Raw genomic sequence first — 20,298 nt, forward strand, 5'->3', positions numbered from 1 at the left:
ATATTGGCATATAAATTTCATATACATAGGCGAAGCTATTATTGGATAGCATTACGTCGCGACAATACATGTAGTTTAAGACAGAAAGAAGGTACATCTATGAAGACAATACGCATCGGCGGCGGCCAGGGCTTTTGGGGAGACCTGATTGACGCGCCGATTATCATGGCGAAGGAAGACAACGTAGATTATATTTGCTGCGATTATCTGGCGGAATTGACCCTGTCCATCATGCGGCGGCAGCAGGAAAAACGGCCCGAAGCCGGCTACGCCCGCGATTTCATCACGTCGCTGAAGGGCATGCTGCCCTACCTGGCAGAAAAGAAGACGAAGGTTATTACCAACGCCGGCGGCATGAACGTAAAGGCCTGCGTGGAAAAGGTAAAGGAAGTCGTCAAAGCCGGCGGCTACAACCTGAAGGTCGGTTACGTCCTCGGCGACGACGTGCGGGAAAAGATTCCCCAGCTTCGCGAGCAGGGCGTCCAGATGCAGCACATGGATACGGGCGAAGATATCGACGGCATCCTGCCGAAGATGGTCAACGCCAACGTCTATTACGGCGTAGAGCCTATCGTCAAATGCCTGGAAGACGGCGCGGACATCATCATCCTGGGCCGCTCGACCGATACGGCTATGTTTGAAGCGCCCCTCCTGTACGAATTCGGCTGGAAGCTCGACGACTGGGACGCCAAGGCCACGGGCATTCTGGCCGGCCACCTCTGCGAATGCGGCGCCCAGGCTACAGGCGGAAACTACGACTACGACTGGGAACACGTCCCACGTCCGGAGCTTTTAGGCTATCCCATCGTCGAAGTCAGCGAAAAGGGCAGCCTCGTTCTGACGAAGACGAAGAACACCGGCGGCCTTGTAACGGTCCAGTCCGTCAAGGAACAGCTCATGTACGAAATCCACGACCCGTCGCAATACATTACGCCCGACGTCGTCGCCGATTTCAGCAAGATTACGCTGGAAGAAATCGAACGGGACCACGTCGCCGTCCGCGGCGTAACGGGCAAGCCTGCTCCCGACACTTTGAAGCTCTGCGTCGGATACCTCGAAGGCTACCGCAATATTGCCTACCTGCCCTACAGCTGGCCGAGAGCGCTGGATAAAGCCAAGATGGCCGCTAATATTCTGGACAAGCGCATGGCCATGAAGGGACTGAAAGCCATCCGCACCCATATCAGCTATTTAGGCGTCAACGCCCTCCACGGCCCGCTGGCTCCGGAGCTCGACGCCGATTTGAACGAAGTCGTCCTCCGCTACGCCATCATGACGGAAACGAAGGAAGAAGGCCTGAAACTGACGCCGGAAGTCGCCGCCGTCAGCAACCTGAACGGCCCGGCCCAAGGCTGCTTCTTCGGCGGCCGTACCCGTCCCAGCGAAGTATTCGCCCTGTGGCCGACGCTCATTCCCAGAGACGCCATTACGATGGAAACGCACGTAGAGGAGGTTTAACGTCATGAAAGTTCAGTTGAAAGATATAGCTCACGGCCGCTGCGGCGATAAGAGCGATACGTCCAATATCTGTATTTACGCCCGCAAGCCTCAGTATTATAAGGCCATGGAACGGCAGCTGACGGCGGAAGCCGTGCGCCGCCACTTTGAAGGACTCGTCTTCGGCGACGTCGTACGCTACGACTTGCCCCAGCTGGACGGCTTCAACTTCGTCATGCACCATGCCTTGGACGGCGGCGCGACGCGCTCCCTGCGCCTCGACACGCTGGGCAAATGCATGGAAGCGGCGCTGCTGCGCATGTACATTGAAGTCGACGACGAATAAACAGGAGGTGTCCACTATGGCAAAACCGTTGGAAGGAATTCGCGTATTGGATTTGACCCGTGTACTTTCCGGACCGTACTGCACGATGCTGTTAGCCGATATGGGTGCAGAAGTTATCAAAATAGAAACGCCGGAACATGGCGACGACAGCCGCGCCTATCCTCCGTTTGATAAAAACATAAGCGCCTATTACGCGAACCTCAATCGCAATAAGAAAAGCGTTGCACTGAACTTGCGCGATGAAAAGGCGAAGGATGTACTGCGGGAACTGATTAAAAAGTCCGATGTATTCGTAGAAAATTTTAAACCCGGCACGATTGCCAAAATGGGTTTTTCATACGAAGAAGTTAAGAAGATGAATCCTAATATCGTCTTCGCTTCTATTTCCGGATTTGGACAGACCGGCCCCTATCGCCTGCTGCCGGGGTACGACATCATTGCCCAGGCTATGAGCGGCATGATGAGCGTTACCGGCTGGCCCGATTCGCCGCCGACGCGTACGGGTACGGCGATTGGCGACGTGTTGGGCGGATTAAATTGCTGCATTGGCATTTTGGCAGCTTTGCAGGGCCGCAACAGCCAAGGTCACGGCGAATATGTCGACGTTGGCTTGGTAGACTGCTCTGTAAGCGCGATGGAAACCATTACGGAAATTTACATGGTAGAAGGACGAATCCCGCAGCGTTCCGGGAACCGTTATGAATTTATTTATCCTTACGATTCCTTTGAAGGCTCTGACAAATGGGTCGTCATCGGCGTAGGAAACGATGCGATTTGGGAACGGTTCTGCAAAGCGACGGGCCATGAGGACTGGCTGGCAGACCCTCGGTTTGCCCTCAATAAAGACAGAGCCAATCAAAAAGACCTTCTTCACAATATGGTGACGAGCTGGACAAAACAGCATACGGCAAAGGAAATTATTGAACTTCTGCGGGCTCACAGCATTCCCTGCGCTCCTATTCACGACGTTTCGGATGTCGTTGCAGACGAACATATTGCCAAGGCGCGCAAGATGATTTGCGAAATAGAACATCCTATTGAAGGTACGATGAAAGTAACGGGCAATCCTATCAAAATGACGGAAGCCGACGAGTACAGTTACGCAAAAGCGCCTACCTTGGGCCGGGACACGCAGTCCGTTTTGCGCGACGTATTGAATATGAAAGAAGATGACATTGCCTATTTTGTCAAATAATCATACGTACTTTCCGTAAGAAAGGAGAGCTATTATGCTGGCTATTGTTGGTTTTGCGACGATCCTGGTGCTGCTGGCCGCCATTATGGCGAAAAAGCTGTCTACTATGTCGGCATTAATCGCGATTCCCATTATTGCCTGCCTGGCTATCGGCGAGGGCGGTTCCTTGAGCAAGTATATGCTGGACGGGATTAAAATCGTAGCTCCTACAGGCGCGATGTTCATATTTGCCGTATTGTTCTTTACAATCATGGGCGACGCCGGAGTTTTTGAACGAATTGTCAATAAAATCATGAGCATCGTAGGCACGGACCCGGTAAAAATTTGTGTCGGCACCTTTGTTATCACGCTGTTAGTCCATTTGGACGGCTCCGGCGCGGCGACGTTTTTAATTGTCATTCCGGCTATTCTGCCTGTTTTTGAAAAACTCCAGATGGATAAACGGGTGCTGGCGACGATTGTAGCTCTAGGAGCAGGGACTATGAACATTGTTCCTTGGGGCGGGCCTACGCTTCGCGCGGCTGCGTCGTTGGAAATGCCTGTGACGGAGTTGTTTTCCCCCATGGTAATTCCTATAGCAGCCGGCATGGCGGCTGGCGCGGCTATTGCGGTCATGTTTGGAGTAAAAGAACGGAGGCGGCTGGGAGCTTCGCTGCAGCATTTGGATCTCAGCGTGAGCCAGGTGTCGGAAGAAGAGCTGGCCCTGCGGCGGCCTAAGTGCTTCTGGTTTAACATTGCGCTGATCATCGTGACGGTAGTAACTCTGGTGAAAGGAACGCTGCCTCCGGTAGGATGCTTCATGATCGCGCTAGTCGTCGCTTTGATTGTCAATTATCCCAATCTGCAGCTGCAGAGCAAGCTCATTGACATGCATGCAAAATCGGCCCTTATGATGGCAAGCGTCTTATTTGCCGCCGGTATTTTCACCGGCATCATGAAGGGCACGGGTATGCTTCACGCGATGGCCGAAGGGCTGGCGGCGATTCTGCCGCCGTCCTTGGCAGCGCATTTCGCCGTCGTCATAGGCGTTATTTCGATGCCGGCAAGCCTGCTGTTCGACCCGGACAGCTTTTACTTCGCCGTCTTGCCCGTATTAGCTACAGCTGCCGAAACGGTCGGGTTATCCGGCGTAGATTTAGGCCGAGCCGCTATTTGCGGACAAATGACGCTGGGCTTTCCCTTGTCGCCGCTGACGCCGGCAACCTTCTTGCTCATCGGCCTGACAGGTATTGATTTGGGAGATCACCAAAAGCATACCTTTATTTGGGCCTGGCTGGTATCCTTAATTATCTTGTTTGTATCCATTCTCACTGGTGTTATTCCTTTGTGATTGGAACAATATGACTACCTTGTTTTCCGGTATACACGCGACTTAGCCGTTTCCTGTATTGGCCGGAAAACAAGGTAGTTTTTTTCTTGCTAAATTTGACAGACCCGCCTTCTTATGGTATGATAAACAAAGTTAGGCGACATGAGGCCTAGCTTTTTTAAGTTGCAGTAAAATTTTCTTGACTTAGCCTGACAGGTGTGGTATCTTATAAAGGCAGTCTTGCGCAGGCACTGGGTTTGCGCGTAGTATCAGACTATTTTTAAGAGAGGTGTAAGGGAATGCGTACAGCGATTACATTGGCATGCACAGAATGCAAACAGCGTAACTACCGGACAAACAAAAACAAGAAAAACAATCCGGACCGTTTGGAATTGAAAAAATATTGCCCGTTCTGCAAAAAACAAACCGTACATAAAGAAACGAAATAATTTTGATGGAATAAGATGTGCTTAATCTTATTTGGGTGTGAGAGGTTATATGGCACTTTCAAAAAAAGCAGCACAAAAGAATAAGAAGAATCCGGGCAAGTCATTTTTTCAAGGCGTTAAGGTGGAACTGAAAAAGGTCATCTGGCCGACGAGAAGAGAGCTGATAAACTACACGGTCATGGTCATCGTCGCGACGATCGTCGTCATGGCGATTATCGGCGTGGCCGACGGCGTTTTTGGTCAGTTGTTTAATTTGCTTCGAGCCGTTGTCGGATAGGGAGGCCTGCGCTTAAATGGAATCTGAAAAAAAATGGTATGTCATCCATACGTATTCCGGTTATGAAAATAAAGTAATGGCTACGTTGGAACGGAAAGTTAAATCCATGGGATTGGAAAATGTCATTAACCGCATCCTCGTCCCGATGGAGGAAGAAATCGACGTCGGCAAAGACGGGAAAAAGCGCGCCGTGAAACGCAAGGTTTTCCCCGGCTATGTCCTCGTCGAAATGGAAGTCAACGACCGTTCCTGGTATGTCGTCCGCAACACCCCGGGCGTAACGGGGTTTGTAGGCTCGGCGACGAAGCCTATTCCCTTGGAACCGGAGGAAGTTAAGAGTATTCTGAAATCGCAGAATCTTGACACGGAACCGAAACCGCATATTTCCGTTGAAGTAGGCGAACAGGTCCGCATCACATCCGGTCCTTTTGAAAACTTCATTGCGACCATTACGGAAATCAATGAAGAAAAAGGAACCCTCAAAGGCCTTATCGATATGTTTGGCCGGGAAACTCCAGTAGAAGTCGACTATTCTCAAATTGAGAAAAGTCTGGAATAAATACTTCTAAAATGCGGCGAAAGCCGCGAGTGGGAGAATCATTAGGATTCGCGTACCACATCTTGTAATGTGAGGAGGTGTAAATCACCATGGCAAAAAAAGTAGCAAGAATGGTAAAACTTCAGTGTGAAGCTGGCAAGGCAACTCCGGCGCCTCCGATTGGTCCTGCATTAGGCCAGGCTGGCGTTAACATCATGGCCTTCGTAAAGGAATTCAACGAACGTACGGCGAAACAGGCTGGTTACATTATTCCTGTTGAAATCACTGTATACGAAGACAGATCCTTTACCTTCATTACAAAGACACCGCCCGCTGCCGTATTGTTGAAAAAAGCAGCTGGCCTTGACAAAGCTTCGGGCGAACCGAACAAGAAAAAGGTTGCAAAACTGAGCCGCGACAAAGTCCGCGAAATTGCAACGACGAAGATGCCTGACCTCAACGCCAACGACGTAGAACAGGCTATGAAAATGATTGAAGGCACTGCCCGCAGCATGGGTATTGAAATCGTAGACTAATTTCCGATTTCCCTGCCCGTGGAAGGGGCCTAGGCCCCGCTAAACCACTAAGGAGGAAAAGACATGGCAAAAGTAGGCAAGAAATATGCTGAAGCCGCTAAAATGTACGATAAATACAAATTGTACGAACCGGCTGAAGCCATCGACATCTTGAAAAAGATGGATACGGCTAAATTTGACGAAACTGTCGAATTGGCTGTAAACTTAAACGTAGATCCGAAATATGCCGACCAGCAGGTTCGCGGCGCTTTGGTTCTGCCTCATGGCATTGGCAAAACGAAGACTGTTCTCGTATTTGCTCAAGGCGATAAAGAAAAAGAAGCTCAGGAAGCCGGCGCTGATTTTGTAGGCGCAGACGACCTGATTGAAAAAATCAAAGGCGGCTGGCTCGATTTCGATGTAGCTATTGCTACGCCGAACATGATGGGCAAAGTTGGCCGTTTGGGTAAAATCCTCGGGCCGAAAGGCTTAATGCCGAACCCGAAAGTCGGTACGGTTACGATGGACGTTGCAAAAGCTGTTTCCGAAAGCAAAGCTGGTAAGGTTGAATATCGTACGGATAAGGCCGGCAATATTCATTCCCCTATCGGTAAAAAGTCTTTCGACGCTAATAAATTGATCGAAAACCTTACGACTCTCGTCGACACGCTTGTCAAAGTAAAACCGTCGGGTGCCAAAGGCCAGTACATCAAAACGATCACTGTCAGCTCCACGATGGGCCCTGGTATCCATATCAACCCGTTCAGCGTAAAAGGCATTGTAAAAGCTGACGAACAATAATAATATCACTCTTAGCTGTAGACTGAAGGTATGTATAATGGACGCAAGTCCGCCATCTGAGGCTAAAACTAGTAGATTATTGAGTACTACTGATAACGACTAGTTCGGCCTCATGGAAATGAGGCCGTTTTTATTGCTAAGACGATATAAATCCAAATCAAGGAGGTGTATCGAAGGAATGTCTATGTATGCAAAGCATCAGGTTTCTCCTGCTAAAGCCGCTGTCGTTGAAGAAATGAAGGAAAAACTGCAGGCAGCTCAGGGTGTTGTATTCGTTGGATTTACGGGTTTGACCGTAGCCGACGTTACGAAGCTCCGCCGCAAATTCCGCGAAGGCAATGTTGAATACAAGGTTATCAAAAACACCTTGACTCGCATCGCCGCCAGCGAAATCGGTTTCGAAGGGGTATCTGAATTCCTCGAAGGCCCGACAGCTATCGCCTATTCCACGGAAGACGCCGTAGCTCCGGCTAAGATTTTAAAAGAATTCATCAAAGAAACGAAAACAGAAGCTCTGACGGTCAAAGTCGGTATTGCCGATGGTCAGATCATCGATGCAGCAGCCGTCGACGCATTGGCAAACCTGCCGAGCCGCGACGAACTTATCGCGAAGGTTGTCGGCAGCATGCAGGCTCCTATTTCCGGTCTTGTCAACGTACTTCAGGGCAATATCCGCAATATGGTTTATGTGCTTGACGCAGTACGTGCTAAGAAAGCAGAACAAGAAACTGCTTAATCTAAATTACAACTTTTAATTAAAAAAATCGATACTATGGAGGTATTTTAAAATGACTAAAGAAGAAATCATGCAAGCCATTGAAAACATGACTGTTTTGGAACTTTCCGAACTCGTAAAAGAAATGGAAGAAAAATTCGGCGTATCCGCTGCTGCTCCCGTAGCTGTTGCTGCTGCTCCGGCTGCTGGCGCTGCTGCTGCTGAAGAAAAATCCGAATTCGACGTTATCCTCGCTTCCGCTGGCGACAAGAAGATCAACGTAATCAAAGTTGTCCGCGAAGTAACGGGCCTCGGCTTGAAAGAAGCTAAAGCTCTCGTTGACGGTGCTCCGAGCCCTGTTAAAGAAGGCCTCTCCAAAGCTGACGCTGACGCTCTCAAAGCTAAATTGGAAGAAGCAGGCGCTACTGTTGAATTGAAATAATTTCAGAAGAAATTATACGCTCCCAAGACCCGCTGATGTTGGGTTTTGGGAGTTTTTCTATGCCTCTGTTTCGTAAGGGCCTAACCATAGGGAGGAGGAACGGATATTGAATTCATTGATTAGTCCTGAAAATACGTGGATGCTGCTGGCGGTGATGTGCGCGTCCGTCGCTGCGTCGATTTATTTGGAACAGACCTATGCCTGGGCTTCGAAGGTGTCGGGAGCCGTCATCGCCCTGATTCTCGCCCTGGTGCTGGTCAACGTCGGCGTCCTGCCTACGCACGCGCCCTTGTTTGACGACATCGTCTGGGGATACGCCGTGCCGATGGCCATTCCCTTGCTGCTGCTCCAGGCCAACATGACGAAGATCTGGCGGGAAACGGGGCGGATGCTCTTCGTGTTTCTCATCGGCTCGGCAGGGACGATCTGCGGAGCCCTGCTGGGGACGGCGATTTTCGGCTCCATGATAGACGGGCTGCCCAAGGTGGCGGCCATGATGACCGGCTCGTATATCGGCGGCGGTGTCAACTTCGTGGCCCTGGCCGACGCCTTCAAGACCGACGGCACGTTGGTGTCCTCGACGATCGTAGCGGATAATCTCACCATGGCCGTTTACTTCCTCGTCCTGCTGGGATGCGTAAGCAACGCCTTTTTCCGCCGCTATTTTACCCATCCCCATATCGACGCCGTAGAGCAAAGCGGGCAGGCCGATGAAGGCAAGACGCTGGCCGCCGCCTATTGGAGCCGCAAGGACATTTCCCTGCGGGACATCGCCGTAAACGTCATGTATGCAGCCGTCGTCGTGACCTTATCCAAGTGGGTCGGCTCGTCCCTGTCCGCCCTCATCCCTGCGGACAACTGGCTTCTCCACATGGCGAATACCTTTTTCGGCAGCGAATACGTGTGGATTACCTTTATTTCCATGATCGTCGCCACTTTCTTCGACAAAAAAGTGGCCTCCATCAGCGGCGCCCAGGAAATCGGCACCTATTTCATCTACCTCTTTTTCTTTGTCATCGGCGTGCCGGCGTCCATATCGGAAATCCTGAGAAACGCGCCGCTGCTCTTTGCCTTCTGCTTCCTCATGGTCGTCGTCAACATGCTGTTTTGCTTTGTCGGCGGCAAGCTGTTCCGCTTCAATCTGGAAGACATCGTCCTGGCGTCCAACGCCAATATTGGCGGCCCGACGACGGCTGCCGGCATGGCTATTTCCCAGGGATGGACGAAGCTCGTCGGCCCGTCCATGCTGGTCGGCACCTTCGGCTACGTTATCGGAACCTATTTAGGTATTATCGTCGGCAGCATATTAGGCGCGTAATCAAATAAATGATACATGTGTATATGACAAACCCGCCGCCTTTCTAGGGCCGGCGGGTTTTGTCGTACTGCGTTGCTGCGCAGGAGCTGCAAGATATAGAAAACTTGTATGCTGGGAAATACGGGGCAGGCATTAGACAAGGCGGCGGCCAGACGTATAATAAACGTATACCGATGCAGGAAGGTGAGAACATGGAATATGTATTGTTAAACAACGGCGTGTCTATGCCTGTGCTGGGCTTCGGCACCTTTCAGATTCCCAATGGAGCCCCTTGCCGTGAGGCCGTCGCGGCGGCTCTTGCCGCAGGGTACCGGCATATCGACACGGCCAGCTCGTATCAAAATGAAGAAGCCGTCGGCCAGGCAATTCGCCAGTCCGGCGTCGCCCGCAGCGAATTGTTTATCACGTCGAAGGCCTACATTCACGAAATGGGCTATGACAAGACGAAGGCAGCCTTTGACCGCCAGCTCCGCCTGCTGGGGCTGGACTACCTCGACTTGTACCTCGTGCACATGCCCTTTGGCGATTATTACGGCTCGTGGCGGGCTATGGAAGAGTTGTATAAGGAAGGGAAGATTCGGGCGATCGGCGTGAGCAATTTCAGCAGCAGCCGGCTGATGGATTTGTGCTATAACGCCGACATCGCGCCGGCTGTCAACCAGATTGAACGGCATCCCTTCTATCAGCGGGCAGAGGAATTAGCTGTCATGGAAGAATTGAACGTGCAGGCCGAAGCCTGGGCTCCCTTCGCCGAAGGAATGAACGGCATGTTCACCCAGCCCGTATTGCAGGAGATTGCCGCGGCTCACGGAAAGAGCGTCGCCCAGGTCATTCTGCGATGGGAAATCCAGAGTGGGTTGCCGTGCATCGCTAAATCAGTCCGGCCCGAACGGATTCGGGAAAACTTCGCCATCTGGGATTTCGAGCTGACTGCGGATGAAATGAAGGGCATTGCCGCCCTTGATTTAGGTCATCCGCAGATGCTCGATACGGAGCGGCCCAGTGAAGTAAAACGGGTCTACGATTTCCTGAATAACCCCGTCGTCACCTCGCTTCATGAATAACGGCACACGTAGTATGAAAAAGAACAGCGCCTTCCCTTGGGAGAGCGCTGTTTTTTGAAGACGCGTATTCAATTTATTCGGAATAGAAAAAGCCGCAGGATGCAGCCTGTGGCTTTTTCGCTGTGCTTATGAATTTGTGATTTCATCCTTTTGCCAACGCTTAGTATAACGGCCCCTTCGGCGCTCGTCAATAGACGACGGAGCTATCCGGCGCGGGGCCGGAGAAGTAATGTAGTAAGAACGTGCGGAATTGTTCTTGCTGCGGCGACGGCTGCCATAAGGCTTTATACGACAGCCATATGCCGCGGCGGCATGTCGGCGTTCTGCTAGGAAGGCGCGTAATGCTTTGGCTCAGGGATTCGGAGCCGAAGGCGGGGACAAAGGCGACGCCGAGATCCGCGCTGACCAGGTTGGCGATGACTTCGAGACTGTTGATTTCAAACGCGACTGTCGGGATGAAGCCGGCATCGCGGCAGAAGGCCAGAGATGTTTCATAGAGGCCGCATTCGCTGGTCAGCGTAATAAACGGCTCGTCCTTTACCTCGGCCAAGTCGACGAAGGGGCGGCGGGCTAAGGGATGACGAGGCGATACGGCGAGAAAAATATCTTCGTCGGTCAGCTTAACGCTGTATATTTGGGCATGGCGCAAGGGTTGAAAGGATAGGCAGAAATCTATCCGGCCGCCCAACAGCTGCTCTTCCATTTCTCTAGGTTCGATGATTTGGCGTATACAGAATTGCCCCTGCCTATGCCGCGCCGCGTACGTCGTCAGCGCTTGAGGCAGGAGACGGGACGAAGCGGCGCCGATGCGGAGACGCTCGGCTTTTTGCGCGGCGTAGGCTTGAAATTCCTTTGTTCCCGATTCTAATTCAGCAAACATGCGGTTTACGTAAGATAAAAACAAGAGTCCGCCGTCGTTTAGCCGCAGCCGTTTGCCTTGTCTGTCGAAAAGGGGATAGCCGAGCTCCGTTTCCAGACGTTTTAATATTTTGCTGAGAGACGGCTGAGAGACGGCTGCGATACGTGGAGCACGTCGGCGGCCTGCGTCAGGCTTTCTAAGCGGGCAATGGTTTGGAAATAGGATAAATGCAGTAGTTCCATAGGTTCTCCTTATGCTTTTACAGACATATTATATAAGGATTTATGTATTTTAAATTATATATTTTCTATTCTATAATACCATATGTCTTTGGATACTGACGAGAGGAGAACGTGTCATGGATAGGGATCGGATTTTTACGAAGGACTTTATCGTCAATTTTTTTATCAATTTTAATGTATACATGGTCTTTTTCTTGTTTACTATTATCGTAGTGGAATATGCGATGACCTTTTTGCAGGCGACGGCCAGTCAGGCCGGGTTAGCCGCCGGTATTTTTGTATTCTCCGGCTTTGCCGGGTGCATCGCCGCAGGACGGTGTGCCGTATGGCTGGGTTTGAAACCCTTGCTGTATATAGGAGGTCTTATCTTTTTTGCGGCTTCGGCAATGTATGTCGTCATCTCTTCTGTGACGGCGTTGTATGGTGTTCGTATCCTGCAGGGCTTTGGGTTCGGCGTGGTGTCTACTGCTACGGGCACCTTGGTGGCTGCTTTGACGCCGGTGTCGCGCCGCGGAGAAGGTATTGGGTACTACACGCTGAGCGTTATTTTAGCAACGGCGGCAGGGCCCTTTTTGGGTATGTGGTTTCAGCGATACGGCTTGTATACGGCCGACATGCTTTTGTGCATGGCTCTGTGCGGCATAAACATAGGGCTTGCCGTTCTTCTTCGGACTCCCATGCTGCCGTCTTATGAACCGGCGAAGAATAAAGGCTCTTTTTGGCGGAAATATGTCGAGCCGGCTGCCGTGCCAATCGGCGTGCTAGGCCTTATCATCGGCATGTCCTATTCCGGGCTGGTAAGCTTTTTGACCTCCTTCGTAAAAGAGGCGCGTTTGACCGAGGCCGGCGCATAGTATTTTTTCGTATACGCCGTCTGTATTTTTTTATCCCGTCCGTTTATGGGACGCCTTCTCGACAATCGCGGGGAAAATTATGTGATGTATCCGCTTCTCCTGTCCTTTGCTGCCGGCATGGCCCTTTTGAGTCAGGCGGAAAGCGCTCTCGTTTTATTGCTTTCCGCCGCCTTCGTTGGCCTGGGATATGGTTCGTTTATGCCGACGGCGCAGGCGATTGCCGTCAAAGTCGCCGCGCCCTCCCGTATCGGCGTCGCGACGGCTACGTTTATGTCCTTATTTGATATCGGCATGGGCGTCGGTTCCTATGTGTTGGGGGCGGCCATACCGTATACTGGGTATGCCGGATTGTATAAGATGACAGCCATCGTTATTCTGTTCTGCATTGTCTTGTATTATGCCGTTCATGGGAAAAGAGCGGCTGTATAGAGAAATGTCTATTTTTAAGTGTATAGGGGATTAGAAAGTATTTACGAAAGAATGACGAGGGATATATTTTAATTTGCAACGAAATTGTAAAGAAACTGTGACACAAAATGGATTGAATCGAGGCTATTTTGTGATACAATTAAGACAAGAAATTGAAGTACGAAGAAGGGATATTCGATATGCGCATTTGGAAACGGTCTATTATCGTAGCTGCTATTGTCGGCGCGTTGTGCGCTCCGACCTTTGCAATGGCTTCTCAGGCAAATTCCTTTGGCGATATGAGCTTTACAGGCGCGCAGTTGACGGAGTTCAAGGCTCGTCCTCATCATCCGGGGCCTCCGCCGCCGCCGAAAAAGAAACCGAAACCGCCTAAAAAAGTTAAGAAGCCAAAACCGAAACCGCATAAGCCCGGCCGGCCTATGCCGCCTCCGCCCCCGCCGCGTCATCATCGCTAAGGGGATGCATGAGGTACATGCTGAAAACGACAGGAATTTCGCAGAGAGCTTTCTGTCGTTTTTGGCATACGCTGCGTTATGAAATATTTTTGAAAGGAGAGGTGCGTCATGTCGAAACGAATGGCCGCATATCTTGCCGCCGCAGCCTGCGTCGCCGTCTTGTGGAGCGCGCCGGCTCTTTTGGCCCAAGCTGCCGGACAAGATAATGCGGCGAGAAAGGGCAGCGCCTATATGACGGTACTGCGGGCGAGACAGCTTCCCCCGCCGCCTGCGCCTCCGGCAGCTCCGCCTATTCCTGCGCCGCGGCCTATTCGGCCTATACCGCCGCCGATGCCGCCTCCGCCAGCGCTTCATCCGGGACGGCCTCCCCAGCCGCCGCCCCCTCCGGTTTCACCGCCGCCTGCGCCGCGGCCGGACAGCCCCCAGCCGGCACCTAAGCCGCCGTCTCTGAGTCCGCGGCATCCCATTCCGCCGCCGCAGCCGCCGGAAATTCCAAAACCGAGGCCCATTCGCCCCATCCCGCCGCCCATGCCGCCTCCTCCGCCGCGGCGATAATAGGGGGAGGGAGTATAGCTATATTTTTGCCAAAACCTCTCATTGTTAACTAATAGGTTGCGATGAGAGGTTTTTTGTCGTTCCGACTGCAGATTGCCCGTTTTTACTAAGGGTGAAAAATATGCGATAAATTCATAAAAATACATTGACAAATAGGAATACGCAGGATATCATCAAGTATTTCCGTTCGTTCCTACAGAAACAACGAAACCGGGTGCGTTGGGTTATCATGGATATGTCTAACCTGTTCCGGAAAGTTGTACAGGCGGTCTTTCCCAATGCTGTCATCATATGCGACCGGTTTCATATCGTCCGAATGGTGCTGTAGGCCATGGAACGGGTACGTAAGCGGATCCAGAAATCATTTCCCAAGAAAAACCGTTATTTTAAGCGGAATAAGCGGATTCTGCGGAAAGCCGGCCATACGCTGACGCCGGACGAACTGGTGTGCCTTGAGGAAATCCTGTCGCATTCGGAGGATTTACGGAAAGCGTACGCTCTCAAAGAAGCCTTTTACAAGGTACTGGATATGAAGCGAACTCCGTATGCAGAACCAGTGCTGCAGGACTGGCTGGAATTAGTCCGGTCTGCTGACCTGGAAGAATTTCAATCGCTGCAAAAATCGTTTACAGACTGGTTTGAGAAGATTGTAAATGCCCTGAAATACCCATGGTCCAATGGGTATACAGAAGGGTGCAACAATAATAAAACGAACCAGCTTGGGGATTCGAAGCTATAGTCGGTTTAAAAAACGAATTTGATATATAGCCTAATTAACAAGCGGGAATGAGACGCAAAACATTGTAACAAGAGCAGATACCTCAACATTTGACAAAGAACCAAAAATAAGCTAACAAATTTGCTGAAATCGTTTGCTGATTTCGTGTATTTGTTAGCTTATTTGAATGAGTGTGAAGAAATTTGCAATATGTCAGCTCATCGGATGATGGGACATGTAATGCGACAAGGCAGCGCGGTTGGTAATGCCCAGCTTTTTGTATATTTGGCTCAGCGTTTTCTTTACGGTCACTTCGGCGATGTTTAATTGACCGGCGATGGCCTTGTTGGTCAGGCCGGTAGCGACCATGGCGGCGACTTCTTGTTCCCTCTTGGATAAGGGCAGGGACGGCTTCGCGAGAGCCGTGCGCAGCGCCGCCAACGGCTCGGCTAGGGAAAGGCCCTGCACCTGTTCGATAAAGGGCGCTGCCGCCGCGTCGGAGCGGAGCTGTTCCATCGCCTGCGGCAGGTATTCGGCGTGTTCGGCGAAGGGCATGACGAGATGGTCGGGCTGGGCCAGCGCGACGGCCTGTTTTAATGCCGTTGCTGCTCCGTCTATGTTGCCGGCGTGCTCGTAGACGCAGGCGAGAAGAATCGATTCGTAAATCGCCGGCAATATGTACTGCGAGGCCATAGCCGTTTTATAATGTTCCGTCGCCTGCAGCAGGAGCTGAGGAAATTCTCCGCGGCTCAGCAGGACCTTATCCTGTATGACGGCGGCTATCGGCGCGATGGGATAATAACAGCCATTTACGTCTATCGGGGGGGGGGTGAGGTGTATAAGGGCACAGAAGCCGACGAACTGTTCAGCATCGACTGGAGGAAGGCTTCGCACAGGTGCTTTACAGCCGTGCCGCATTGCGGGTAGACCTGGAGCTTCAGCGAGTGCAGACGCTGTATTTCTTTCTGCAGCCCTGCGGCGTCGCCGCGGCAAAGGGCTAGGCGGGCTAAATAAAAATGGGCCGTTTGCAGGTGGGAAATGCATTTCGGCACGATAGAATTGGCATGAACGTATTTTGCCAGCGTTTGTTCCGCTTCGTCGAGACGTCCCGTCAGGTATTCGTATTCGCCGCGGATAAAATCGGTCTGGACCGGAAAGGCGTCGGCGTGTATCAGCCGTATATAAGAAGCGGTAAATTGCCGCAGCCCTTCCGCCGTTTGTTCCAGTTGCCCCGGCAGGGAATGATAGAGGGACAATGGCGACGGCGAGCCGAAGGTCCATGGCAGGATGAGGTCGTGCGGCGACGGGAGAAGCTCCCGGGCGCGCTGGACGTGCTTCGTCATAGCGGAAAGATCCGGGTACGAGCAGAAACCTTTCATCACCTCGGCATAGGCCGCGTAGTACAGGCGCTGGGCGGCGTCGGCGAATTCCGTCTCGACGCAGTCCGCCAGAACGGAAAGATATTTGACAGCGAGGAGCCGCTTGCCGCAGCGGAAGGCGTATAAGACGCAGTAAAAGCAGCCTTCCAGATGAGCGGCCCGCTCTGCGGCGGAAGCATGCTGCAGCGTATCGGCGGCGACGTCATGGGGGAAGCCGTATAAGCTTTCCCGGCCGCCTTGCTCGATCGCCGTCAGGACCGTGTCGTAGTCGCCAGCGCGGCGGGCCAGGACGATGGCCTGTTTATAGTCGCCTTCCTGCAGGTACCAGTGCGCCGCCCGGAGCTGCTGCGCCTGCTGCCAGCGGCGGCTTTTCCGTGAAAAGACATAGTGCAGATACGAGGCCAGCAGGGGATGGAAGGAATAGGTCCCGTCATGGTAATCGAAATATAAGAAGGGATTTCGTTCCACCTCGGCGTCGAGAAGATCCTTGGCGCGGGGCGAATCCATCACATAGGACGCCAGCTCTCCCGTAAAGGATGGAAAGAGGGACAGGGCCAGAAAGAGATTTTTTCCCGCTGCGTCGAGATTAGCAAAGGCATTTCGTTTTATGTAGCTGTACAGCTGGTACTTGTCCTGCGTCGTCAGGACGTTTTCTCCATCGGCTTCGGCGCGCTGCTGGAAGTTGTGCATACCGTACTCGGCGGCGAACAGCTCCTGATCGTTCAGACGGTTATACGCAATGGAATTATTCAGATAGATGATTTCCCAACCGTCATTACGCTGTGTTTTTTGAAAAATAAAGACGCAGCGCTGGTATTCGTGGATAAACATGTTGCAGGACGGGTCCGTCGTGATGTCGGAGCAAATCTGGCAGAGCCACGTCGTATCGCTCAGCGGGCGGACGGTGTACTCCTCGTTGCTGATGCGGCAGGGGACGCGCTGGCTGTGGCCGCGGCGGAGGGCCTCCGTGACGGCTTCATAGCCTGTGAGCTGCATATGCTTTCCCGCGCCGGCCCAGATGACGTCGTCCGATAAATGAGAAAAGAGCGGCGTCAAGTCCAGTTCTTCAAAATACGCCGTCATAATTCGTTTGCTTAGCTGCAATATAAGCGCTTCTTCCGTCATCATGCAAGCACCCCCTTCATAGGCAGATAGATAGATTCATGGAAACACCCCGAAACACATGGGAAAAACTGCAAGTAATTACATTATAATACGGAATAAGGTCCTGGAAAATATACTTTTGGTTAATTGTAAAATGAATTTGAACAGGTAATCAAAAAAACAAAAATCCATAGTGAAGCTTCATGTTAAAATGGTTTTGCGAGAAATCATCAACAAAGGAGCAATCACTATGGATCACATCCATTCTAACACAATTGAGGACGTACGTACACCCGGCCGCCATCTTTCTTTGGAGGAACGTGGCATGATTCAGGCCCTGCATCGCCAGGGGCTTTCCCTTCGCAACATCGCTGCTGCAGTAGGATGTGCTCATACGACTGTTTTCTATGAACTTCGGCGTGGAACGCCGGATCGGAAAAGCAAGCACGGTCGTGCCCCTCAGTATATGGCAAAGCGCGGTCAGAAGGCTTATGCAGAGAATCGCAAGAACTCCAGGAAGCCTTGTAAAATCGATCATGACGACTGCGAGCTGTTTATCCAATGGATGGTGGAACGAGTCCGCCAGGAACGCTGGTCACTGGATGCCTGCGTTGGCTATGCTAGGCGAAATAAGCTATTTACTCCGGAACAGATTCCCTGTACCAAGACGCTCTACAACATGCTTTGGGCTAACAAACTTCCACTGTCACTCTTCGAGGTACCGCAGGTCTTGAAGCACAAACGCCGCCGCAAATGGGTGCGTAAGAACAAACGTATGAAGGGTCGCTCCATTGAGGAACGTCCTGCCGTCGTCGATGATGGTACCGAGATGGGCCACTGGGAAGTGGATACGGTCGTTGGTCGGCGCGCAGGTCGTGAAGCAGTAGTCTTCACCGCTGTTGAAAAGGTTACGCGCAACTACATCGCTATCCGAATTCCTGGACGTACCTGCGCCGGCGTTGAAGCTGCTCTTGCACAGTTGCAGGAGCGATATGGCGCAGAGTACTTCAGCCAGATCTTTAAGACGATGACGGCCGATAACGGTCCAGAGTTTGAGAACTTATCGCAGTTCGAGAGCCTCGGTACTAAGATATACTTTACACATCCGTACAGCTCATGGGAGCGGGCTCAGAACGAACGCCACAATGGCCTGCTGAGGGATTTCATCCCAAAGGGCATGTCCATGGAGCGGTTCTCTGATGAGGATATCCTGAACATGGCAGATACGCTGAACCAGCGCCCACGGCGTGTTTTGGGCTACCATACGCCGTCAGAGCTATTTGATGCATTCCTCGATGAAGTTTATGCTAGTGAGTGTGTTTCCTGATTATGGTTGTTCAAATTCAACTTGCAATTTACCAAAATATACTTTTCACAATTTTATAAATATTTAATGAGCTTTGTGCGAAAAGAGAGAAAGAAATTCGCCGGAGCTCGTTTTTTATTAAAGTATATACTTTTGTATAATATATTTACCTTAGTACCTTCCTTTATAATATAAGTTGAAAAAGTATATGACTGCACGAACTGCGGAGCAGTTGGCAAAAAGTTTTGTATGACGCATAAAAAGTTATTATAAAGAATAAAAATACGATAAAAAGACCATAGAAACAGGAGGGTTACATGACGATGAAAGTCTGGACTAAATATATATCAGTTATCATTGCCTCCAGCGTGCTCCTTGGGGGTCACGCATGGGCTGCCGAATTGCCGCCGGCAAGCGTGTTGGGCGGGATGAACGATTCGGGCGTACAGCTGAGCCGCACGCGCCAATACCTGGAATGGCAGCGGACGATGCAGCGCATTTCCGAAGGCCGCGAAGCGAGCCAGGTAGAGGACCAACGGGAGACGACGCCGGAAGACACGTCGAAAGCCGTTCGCTTTCAGCTGAACGACATTATCGTCGACGAATCGGCCGTGCTGAGCGGCGAGGAAATACAGGCCGTGACAGCGCCCTATATCGGCAAGGAAGTCTCCATACAGGACTTATATACTATCGTAGAACAGATCAACGAACTGTACAGCGAAAAAGGCTACATGACCTGCCGGGCCTACTTAGCCCCGCAGACCATTAAGGGCGGCGTCGTCCATATCAGCGTCGTCGAAGGCAAGACCGGCGCCGTAACGGTACAGGGAAACAACTCGACGAGGGAAGATTACATTCGAAACCGCGTCGCTATTGAAGAAGGAAAGATAACTAATATTTCCGACGTCAATAAGGATCTCCTGCGGTTCAACGCGACGAACGACGCCCAGCTGCGCATCGCCATGAAAGCTGGCGAGACCTACGGCACGACGGACTACGTCATTACGGCCTACGAGCCGCAGCAGCAGGTCTTCGGCCTCTTTTCCGACAACGCCGGCAGCGAGACGAGCGGCCTGTACCGCGGCGGCATGTTATGGCAGGATCGGAGCCTGACGGGAGTCCGCGATTCCCTCATGATGACCTCGGTCTTTTCCGAAGGTACGAAATCCTTCGGCCTGTCCTACTCCCTTCCCATCAACCGCAATGGGACGAAGCTGGGCCTCAACTACAGCACCAACAGCGTCCACATTACGGACGGGCCTCTGGAAGACCTGGATGTCAAGGGCCATTCCTATGCCTACGGCATTTCCCTGACCCAGCCCATTCTAACGACGGAAACGGTGAAATCCGAAATGGGACTGGAATACGGCTACCAAAACTCGAAAACCGACTTCATGGGCATGCACTGGATCGACGACACCGTCAAGGGCTGGTCCCTGTTCTTCGACCAGATCGACTACGGCCGGACGACGATTTTCTATCAGAAGCACGCCTACCGCGTCGGTGATTACGACGACATCGCCGGCAACACGCAGCATTTCGGCAAATATTACTTCAATACCTTATATCAAAAGGCCTTTCCGTCGGGACAGATGATTACGGCCCGTCTGGACGGGCAGCTCAGCAGCACCCAATACCTGCCGTCGGCTGAGCAATTCTACATCGGCGGCATGTACAGCGTCCGCGGCTATACGGAAAGCCTGCTCGGCGGCGACAGCGGCGTCATGGGAAGCGTGGAATACACCGTTCCCCTCACGTCGTCCAAGAAGACCAACGCCTACATCTTCCTCGACGGAGGCCGCGTCTGGGGCGAAAGCGCCTACGACGATACGCTCCTCGTCGGCACGGGCTTCGGAATCAAGACGGCTATCGGCGACCACATGTCGGTCAACGTCGGCATGGGTTTCCCCCTCATCCGCACGATCAACGATGAGGAACAAAGCCGGGCCCGCGTCCACTTTTCCTTCAACAGTCAATTCTAACGCATTCAT

Annotated in this window: 22 protein-coding genes and 3 pseudogenes; 20 read left to right on the top strand and 5 right to left on the bottom strand. The window is 51.9% G+C overall.

The window, feature by feature from the left end:
- The first annotated feature begins 99 nt into the window (after positions 1 to 99).
- The 13 genes from DKB62_RS07795 (at position 100) to DKB62_RS07855 (ending at position 10,406) form a co-directional block, all read left to right on the top strand.
- Entirely contained in the window at positions 100 to 1,458 is a 1,359-nt protein-coding gene (locus DKB62_RS07795) for an acyclic terpene utilization AtuA family protein (protein WP_107195308.1), read from the top strand.
- Positions 1,459 to 1,462: 4 nt separating this feature from the next.
- Complete coding sequence (locus DKB62_RS07800; protein WP_087477283.1) at positions 1,463 to 1,783, top strand: AtuA-related protein; 321 nt, start codon at positions 1,463 to 1,465, stop codon at positions 1,781 to 1,783.
- A 16-nt stretch (positions 1,784 to 1,799) separates the two neighbouring features.
- Positions 1,800 to 2,978, top strand: a complete 1,179-nt coding sequence (locus DKB62_RS07805; protein ID WP_095629268.1) for a CaiB/BaiF CoA transferase family protein — start codon at positions 1,800 to 1,802, stop codon at positions 2,976 to 2,978.
- 34 nt (positions 2,979 to 3,012) lie between these two features.
- Complete coding sequence (locus DKB62_RS07810; protein WP_107195307.1) at positions 3,013 to 4,308, top strand: CitMHS family transporter; 1,296 nt, start codon at positions 3,013 to 3,015, stop codon at positions 4,306 to 4,308.
- A 278-nt stretch (positions 4,309 to 4,586) separates the two neighbouring features.
- Positions 4,587 to 4,736, top strand: coding sequence for a 50S ribosomal protein L33 (gene rpmG / locus DKB62_RS07815; protein ID WP_087477287.1), 150 nt, complete (start codon positions 4,587 to 4,589; stop codon positions 4,734 to 4,736).
- A gap of 49 nt (positions 4,737 to 4,785) precedes the next feature.
- Complete coding sequence (secE, locus tag DKB62_RS07820) at positions 4,786 to 5,013, top strand: preprotein translocase subunit SecE (RefSeq protein WP_087477288.1); 228 nt, start codon at positions 4,786 to 4,788, stop codon at positions 5,011 to 5,013.
- A gap of 16 nt (positions 5,014 to 5,029) precedes the next feature.
- Complete coding sequence (gene nusG, locus DKB62_RS07825) at positions 5,030 to 5,572, top strand: transcription termination/antitermination protein NusG (protein ID WP_087477289.1); 543 nt, start codon at positions 5,030 to 5,032, stop codon at positions 5,570 to 5,572.
- Between the two features lie 89 nt (positions 5,573 to 5,661).
- Positions 5,662 to 6,087, top strand: a complete 426-nt coding sequence (rplK, locus tag DKB62_RS07830) for a 50S ribosomal protein L11 (RefSeq protein ID WP_087477290.1) — start codon at positions 5,662 to 5,664, stop codon at positions 6,085 to 6,087.
- Positions 6,088 to 6,150: 63 nt separating this feature from the next.
- Complete coding sequence (rplA, locus tag DKB62_RS07835) at positions 6,151 to 6,867, top strand: 50S ribosomal protein L1 (protein WP_107195306.1); 717 nt, start codon at positions 6,151 to 6,153, stop codon at positions 6,865 to 6,867.
- Between the two features lie 178 nt (positions 6,868 to 7,045).
- Positions 7,046 to 7,603 (top strand): 50S ribosomal protein L10, encoded by a 558-nt coding sequence (rplJ, locus tag DKB62_RS07840; RefSeq protein WP_087477292.1) that lies wholly within the window; start codon positions 7,046 to 7,048, stop codon positions 7,601 to 7,603.
- A 52-nt stretch (positions 7,604 to 7,655) separates the two neighbouring features.
- The gene (gene rplL, locus DKB62_RS07845; RefSeq protein WP_087477293.1) at positions 7,656 to 8,024 is read left to right on the top strand and encodes a 50S ribosomal protein L7/L12; all 369 of its coding nucleotides are present in this window, start codon (positions 7,656 to 7,658) and stop codon (positions 8,022 to 8,024) included.
- A gap of 106 nt (positions 8,025 to 8,130) precedes the next feature.
- Positions 8,131 to 9,342 carry a DUF819 family protein gene (locus tag DKB62_RS07850; RefSeq protein ID WP_107195305.1) on the top strand — a complete coding sequence of 404 codons (1,212 nt, stop codon included), beginning with the start codon at positions 8,131 to 8,133 and terminating at the stop codon, positions 9,340 to 9,342.
- A gap of 191 nt (positions 9,343 to 9,533) precedes the next feature.
- Positions 9,534 to 10,406, top strand: coding sequence for an aldo/keto reductase (locus tag DKB62_RS07855; RefSeq protein WP_087477295.1), 873 nt, complete (start codon positions 9,534 to 9,536; stop codon positions 10,404 to 10,406).
- Positions 10,407 to 10,593: 187 nt separating this feature from the next.
- Here DKB62_RS07855 and DKB62_RS07860 read toward each other — a convergent pair whose 3' ends face one another.
- From DKB62_RS07860 to DKB62_RS12810, 3 genes and pseudogenes are all read right to left on the bottom strand, one after another.
- The gene (locus tag DKB62_RS07860) at positions 10,594 to 11,286 is read right to left on the bottom strand and encodes a LysR family transcriptional regulator substrate-binding protein (RefSeq protein ID WP_107195304.1); all 693 of its coding nucleotides are present in this window, start codon (positions 11,284 to 11,286) and stop codon (positions 10,594 to 10,596) included.
- Positions 11,287 to 11,349: 63 nt separating this feature from the next.
- Positions 11,350 to 11,394 (bottom strand): annotated as a pseudogene (locus DKB62_RS12960) (hypothetical protein); the annotation flags it as partial.
- A complete protein-coding gene (locus tag DKB62_RS12810; RefSeq protein WP_232818725.1) occupies positions 11,388 to 11,507 on the bottom strand; it encodes a LysR family transcriptional regulator in 120 nt (39 codons plus the stop codon). The gene DKB62_RS12810 and the pseudogene DKB62_RS12960, both read right to left, overlap by 7 nt.
- A gap of 116 nt (positions 11,508 to 11,623) precedes the next feature.
- On the opposite strand from DKB62_RS12810, the gene DKB62_RS07870 reads away from it, so the two are divergent.
- The 5 genes and pseudogenes from DKB62_RS07870 to DKB62_RS07900 all read left to right on the top strand — a co-directional run bounded on the left by DKB62_RS07870 (position 11,624) and on the right by DKB62_RS07900 (position 14,539).
- Positions 11,624 to 12,361 (top strand): MFS transporter, encoded by a 738-nt coding sequence (locus tag DKB62_RS07870; protein ID WP_107195303.1) that lies wholly within the window; start codon positions 11,624 to 11,626, stop codon positions 12,359 to 12,361.
- Between the two features lie 15 nt (positions 12,362 to 12,376).
- Positions 12,377 to 12,790 (top strand): annotated as a pseudogene (locus tag DKB62_RS07875) (MFS transporter); the annotation flags it as partial.
- A gap of 179 nt (positions 12,791 to 12,969) precedes the next feature.
- Positions 12,970 to 13,245, top strand: coding sequence for a hypothetical protein (locus tag DKB62_RS07880; protein ID WP_095629274.1), 276 nt, complete (start codon positions 12,970 to 12,972; stop codon positions 13,243 to 13,245).
- 108 nt (positions 13,246 to 13,353) lie between these two features.
- Positions 13,354 to 13,800, top strand: coding sequence for a hypothetical protein (locus DKB62_RS12690; protein ID WP_198643436.1), 447 nt, complete (start codon positions 13,354 to 13,356; stop codon positions 13,798 to 13,800).
- 145 nt (positions 13,801 to 13,945) lie between these two features.
- Positions 13,946 to 14,539: pseudogene (locus DKB62_RS07900) on the top strand (ISL3 family transposase).
- A 192-nt stretch (positions 14,540 to 14,731) separates the two neighbouring features.
- On the opposite strand, the gene DKB62_RS12595 reads toward DKB62_RS07900, so the two are convergent.
- Positions 14,732 to 15,412, bottom strand: coding sequence for a LuxR family transcriptional regulator (locus DKB62_RS12595; protein ID WP_240320092.1), 681 nt, complete (start codon positions 15,410 to 15,412; stop codon positions 14,732 to 14,734).
- Positions 15,334 to 17,025, bottom strand: a complete 1,692-nt coding sequence (locus DKB62_RS07910; protein ID WP_115759894.1) for a winged helix-turn-helix domain-containing protein — start codon at positions 17,023 to 17,025, stop codon at positions 15,334 to 15,336. The genes DKB62_RS12595 and DKB62_RS07910 overlap by 79 nt, the downstream gene beginning before the upstream one ends.
- A 226-nt stretch (positions 17,026 to 17,251) precedes the next feature.
- Here DKB62_RS07910 and DKB62_RS07915 point away from each other — a divergent pair, with 226 nt between their 5' ends.
- Both DKB62_RS07915 and DKB62_RS07920 read left to right on the top strand, forming a co-directional pair.
- Positions 17,252 to 18,328, top strand: a complete 1,077-nt coding sequence (locus DKB62_RS07915; protein ID WP_115759886.1) for an IS30 family transposase — start codon at positions 17,252 to 17,254, stop codon at positions 18,326 to 18,328.
- 296 nt (positions 18,329 to 18,624) lie between these two features.
- Positions 18,625 to 20,289 carry a ShlB/FhaC/HecB family hemolysin secretion/activation protein gene (locus DKB62_RS07920; protein ID WP_107195471.1) on the top strand — a complete coding sequence of 555 codons (1,665 nt, stop codon included), beginning with the start codon at positions 18,625 to 18,627 and terminating at the stop codon, positions 20,287 to 20,289.
- The last annotated feature ends 9 nt before the right edge of the window (positions 20,290 to 20,298 follow it).

It is taken from the genome of Megasphaera stantonii, assembly GCF_003367905.1.
GTDB lineage: Bacteria > Bacillota > Negativicutes > Veillonellales > Megasphaeraceae > Megasphaera > Megasphaera stantonii.

Excerpts from the sequence above, each read along its gene's own strand:
- DKB62_RS12690 (WP_198643436.1), top strand. The coding sequence starts at position 13,354 with ATGTCGAAACGAATGGCCGCATATCTTGCCGCCGCAGCCTGCGTCGCC.
- DKB62_RS07855 (WP_087477295.1), top strand. The coding sequence starts at position 9,534 with ATGGAATATGTATTGTTAAACAACGGCGTGTCTATGCCTGTGCTGGGC.
- DKB62_RS07910 (WP_115759894.1), bottom strand. The coding sequence starts at position 17,025 with ATGATGACGGAAGAAGCGCTTATATTGCAGCTAAGCAAACGAATTATG.
- DKB62_RS07805 (WP_095629268.1), top strand. The coding sequence starts at position 1,800 with ATGGCAAAACCGTTGGAAGGAATTCGCGTATTGGATTTGACCCGTGTA.
- rplL (WP_087477293.1), top strand. The coding sequence starts at position 7,656 with ATGACTAAAGAAGAAATCATGCAAGCCATTGAAAACATGACTGTTTTG.
- rplK (WP_087477290.1), top strand. The coding sequence starts at position 5,662 with ATGGCAAAAAAAGTAGCAAGAATGGTAAAACTTCAGTGTGAAGCTGGC.
- DKB62_RS12810 (WP_232818725.1), bottom strand. The coding sequence starts at position 11,507 with ATGGAACTACTGCATTTATCCTATTTCCAAACCATTGCCCGCTTAGAA.
- rpmG (WP_087477287.1), top strand. The coding sequence starts at position 4,587 with ATGCGTACAGCGATTACATTGGCATGCACAGAATGCAAACAGCGTAAC.
- DKB62_RS07920 (WP_107195471.1), top strand. The coding sequence starts at position 18,625 with ATGACGATGAAAGTCTGGACTAAATATATATCAGTTATCATTGCCTCC.
- rplJ (WP_087477292.1), top strand. The coding sequence starts at position 7,046 with ATGTCTATGTATGCAAAGCATCAGGTTTCTCCTGCTAAAGCCGCTGTC.
- DKB62_RS07880 (WP_095629274.1), top strand. The coding sequence starts at position 12,970 with ATGCGCATTTGGAAACGGTCTATTATCGTAGCTGCTATTGTCGGCGCG.
- secE (WP_087477288.1), top strand. The coding sequence starts at position 4,786 with ATGGCACTTTCAAAAAAAGCAGCACAAAAGAATAAGAAGAATCCGGGC.
- DKB62_RS07860 (WP_107195304.1), bottom strand. The coding sequence starts at position 11,286 with ATGTTTGCTGAATTAGAATCGGGAACAAAGGAATTTCAAGCCTACGCC.
- DKB62_RS07795 (WP_107195308.1), top strand. The coding sequence starts at position 100 with ATGAAGACAATACGCATCGGCGGCGGCCAGGGCTTTTGGGGAGACCTG.
- DKB62_RS07870 (WP_107195303.1), top strand. The coding sequence starts at position 11,624 with ATGGATAGGGATCGGATTTTTACGAAGGACTTTATCGTCAATTTTTTT.
- DKB62_RS07915 (WP_115759886.1), top strand. The coding sequence starts at position 17,252 with ATGGATCACATCCATTCTAACACAATTGAGGACGTACGTACACCCGGC.
- DKB62_RS07800 (WP_087477283.1), top strand. The coding sequence starts at position 1,463 with ATGAAAGTTCAGTTGAAAGATATAGCTCACGGCCGCTGCGGCGATAAG.
- nusG (WP_087477289.1), top strand. The coding sequence starts at position 5,030 with ATGGAATCTGAAAAAAAATGGTATGTCATCCATACGTATTCCGGTTAT.
- rplA (WP_107195306.1), top strand. The coding sequence starts at position 6,151 with ATGGCAAAAGTAGGCAAGAAATATGCTGAAGCCGCTAAAATGTACGAT.
- DKB62_RS07810 (WP_107195307.1), top strand. The coding sequence starts at position 3,013 with ATGCTGGCTATTGTTGGTTTTGCGACGATCCTGGTGCTGCTGGCCGCC.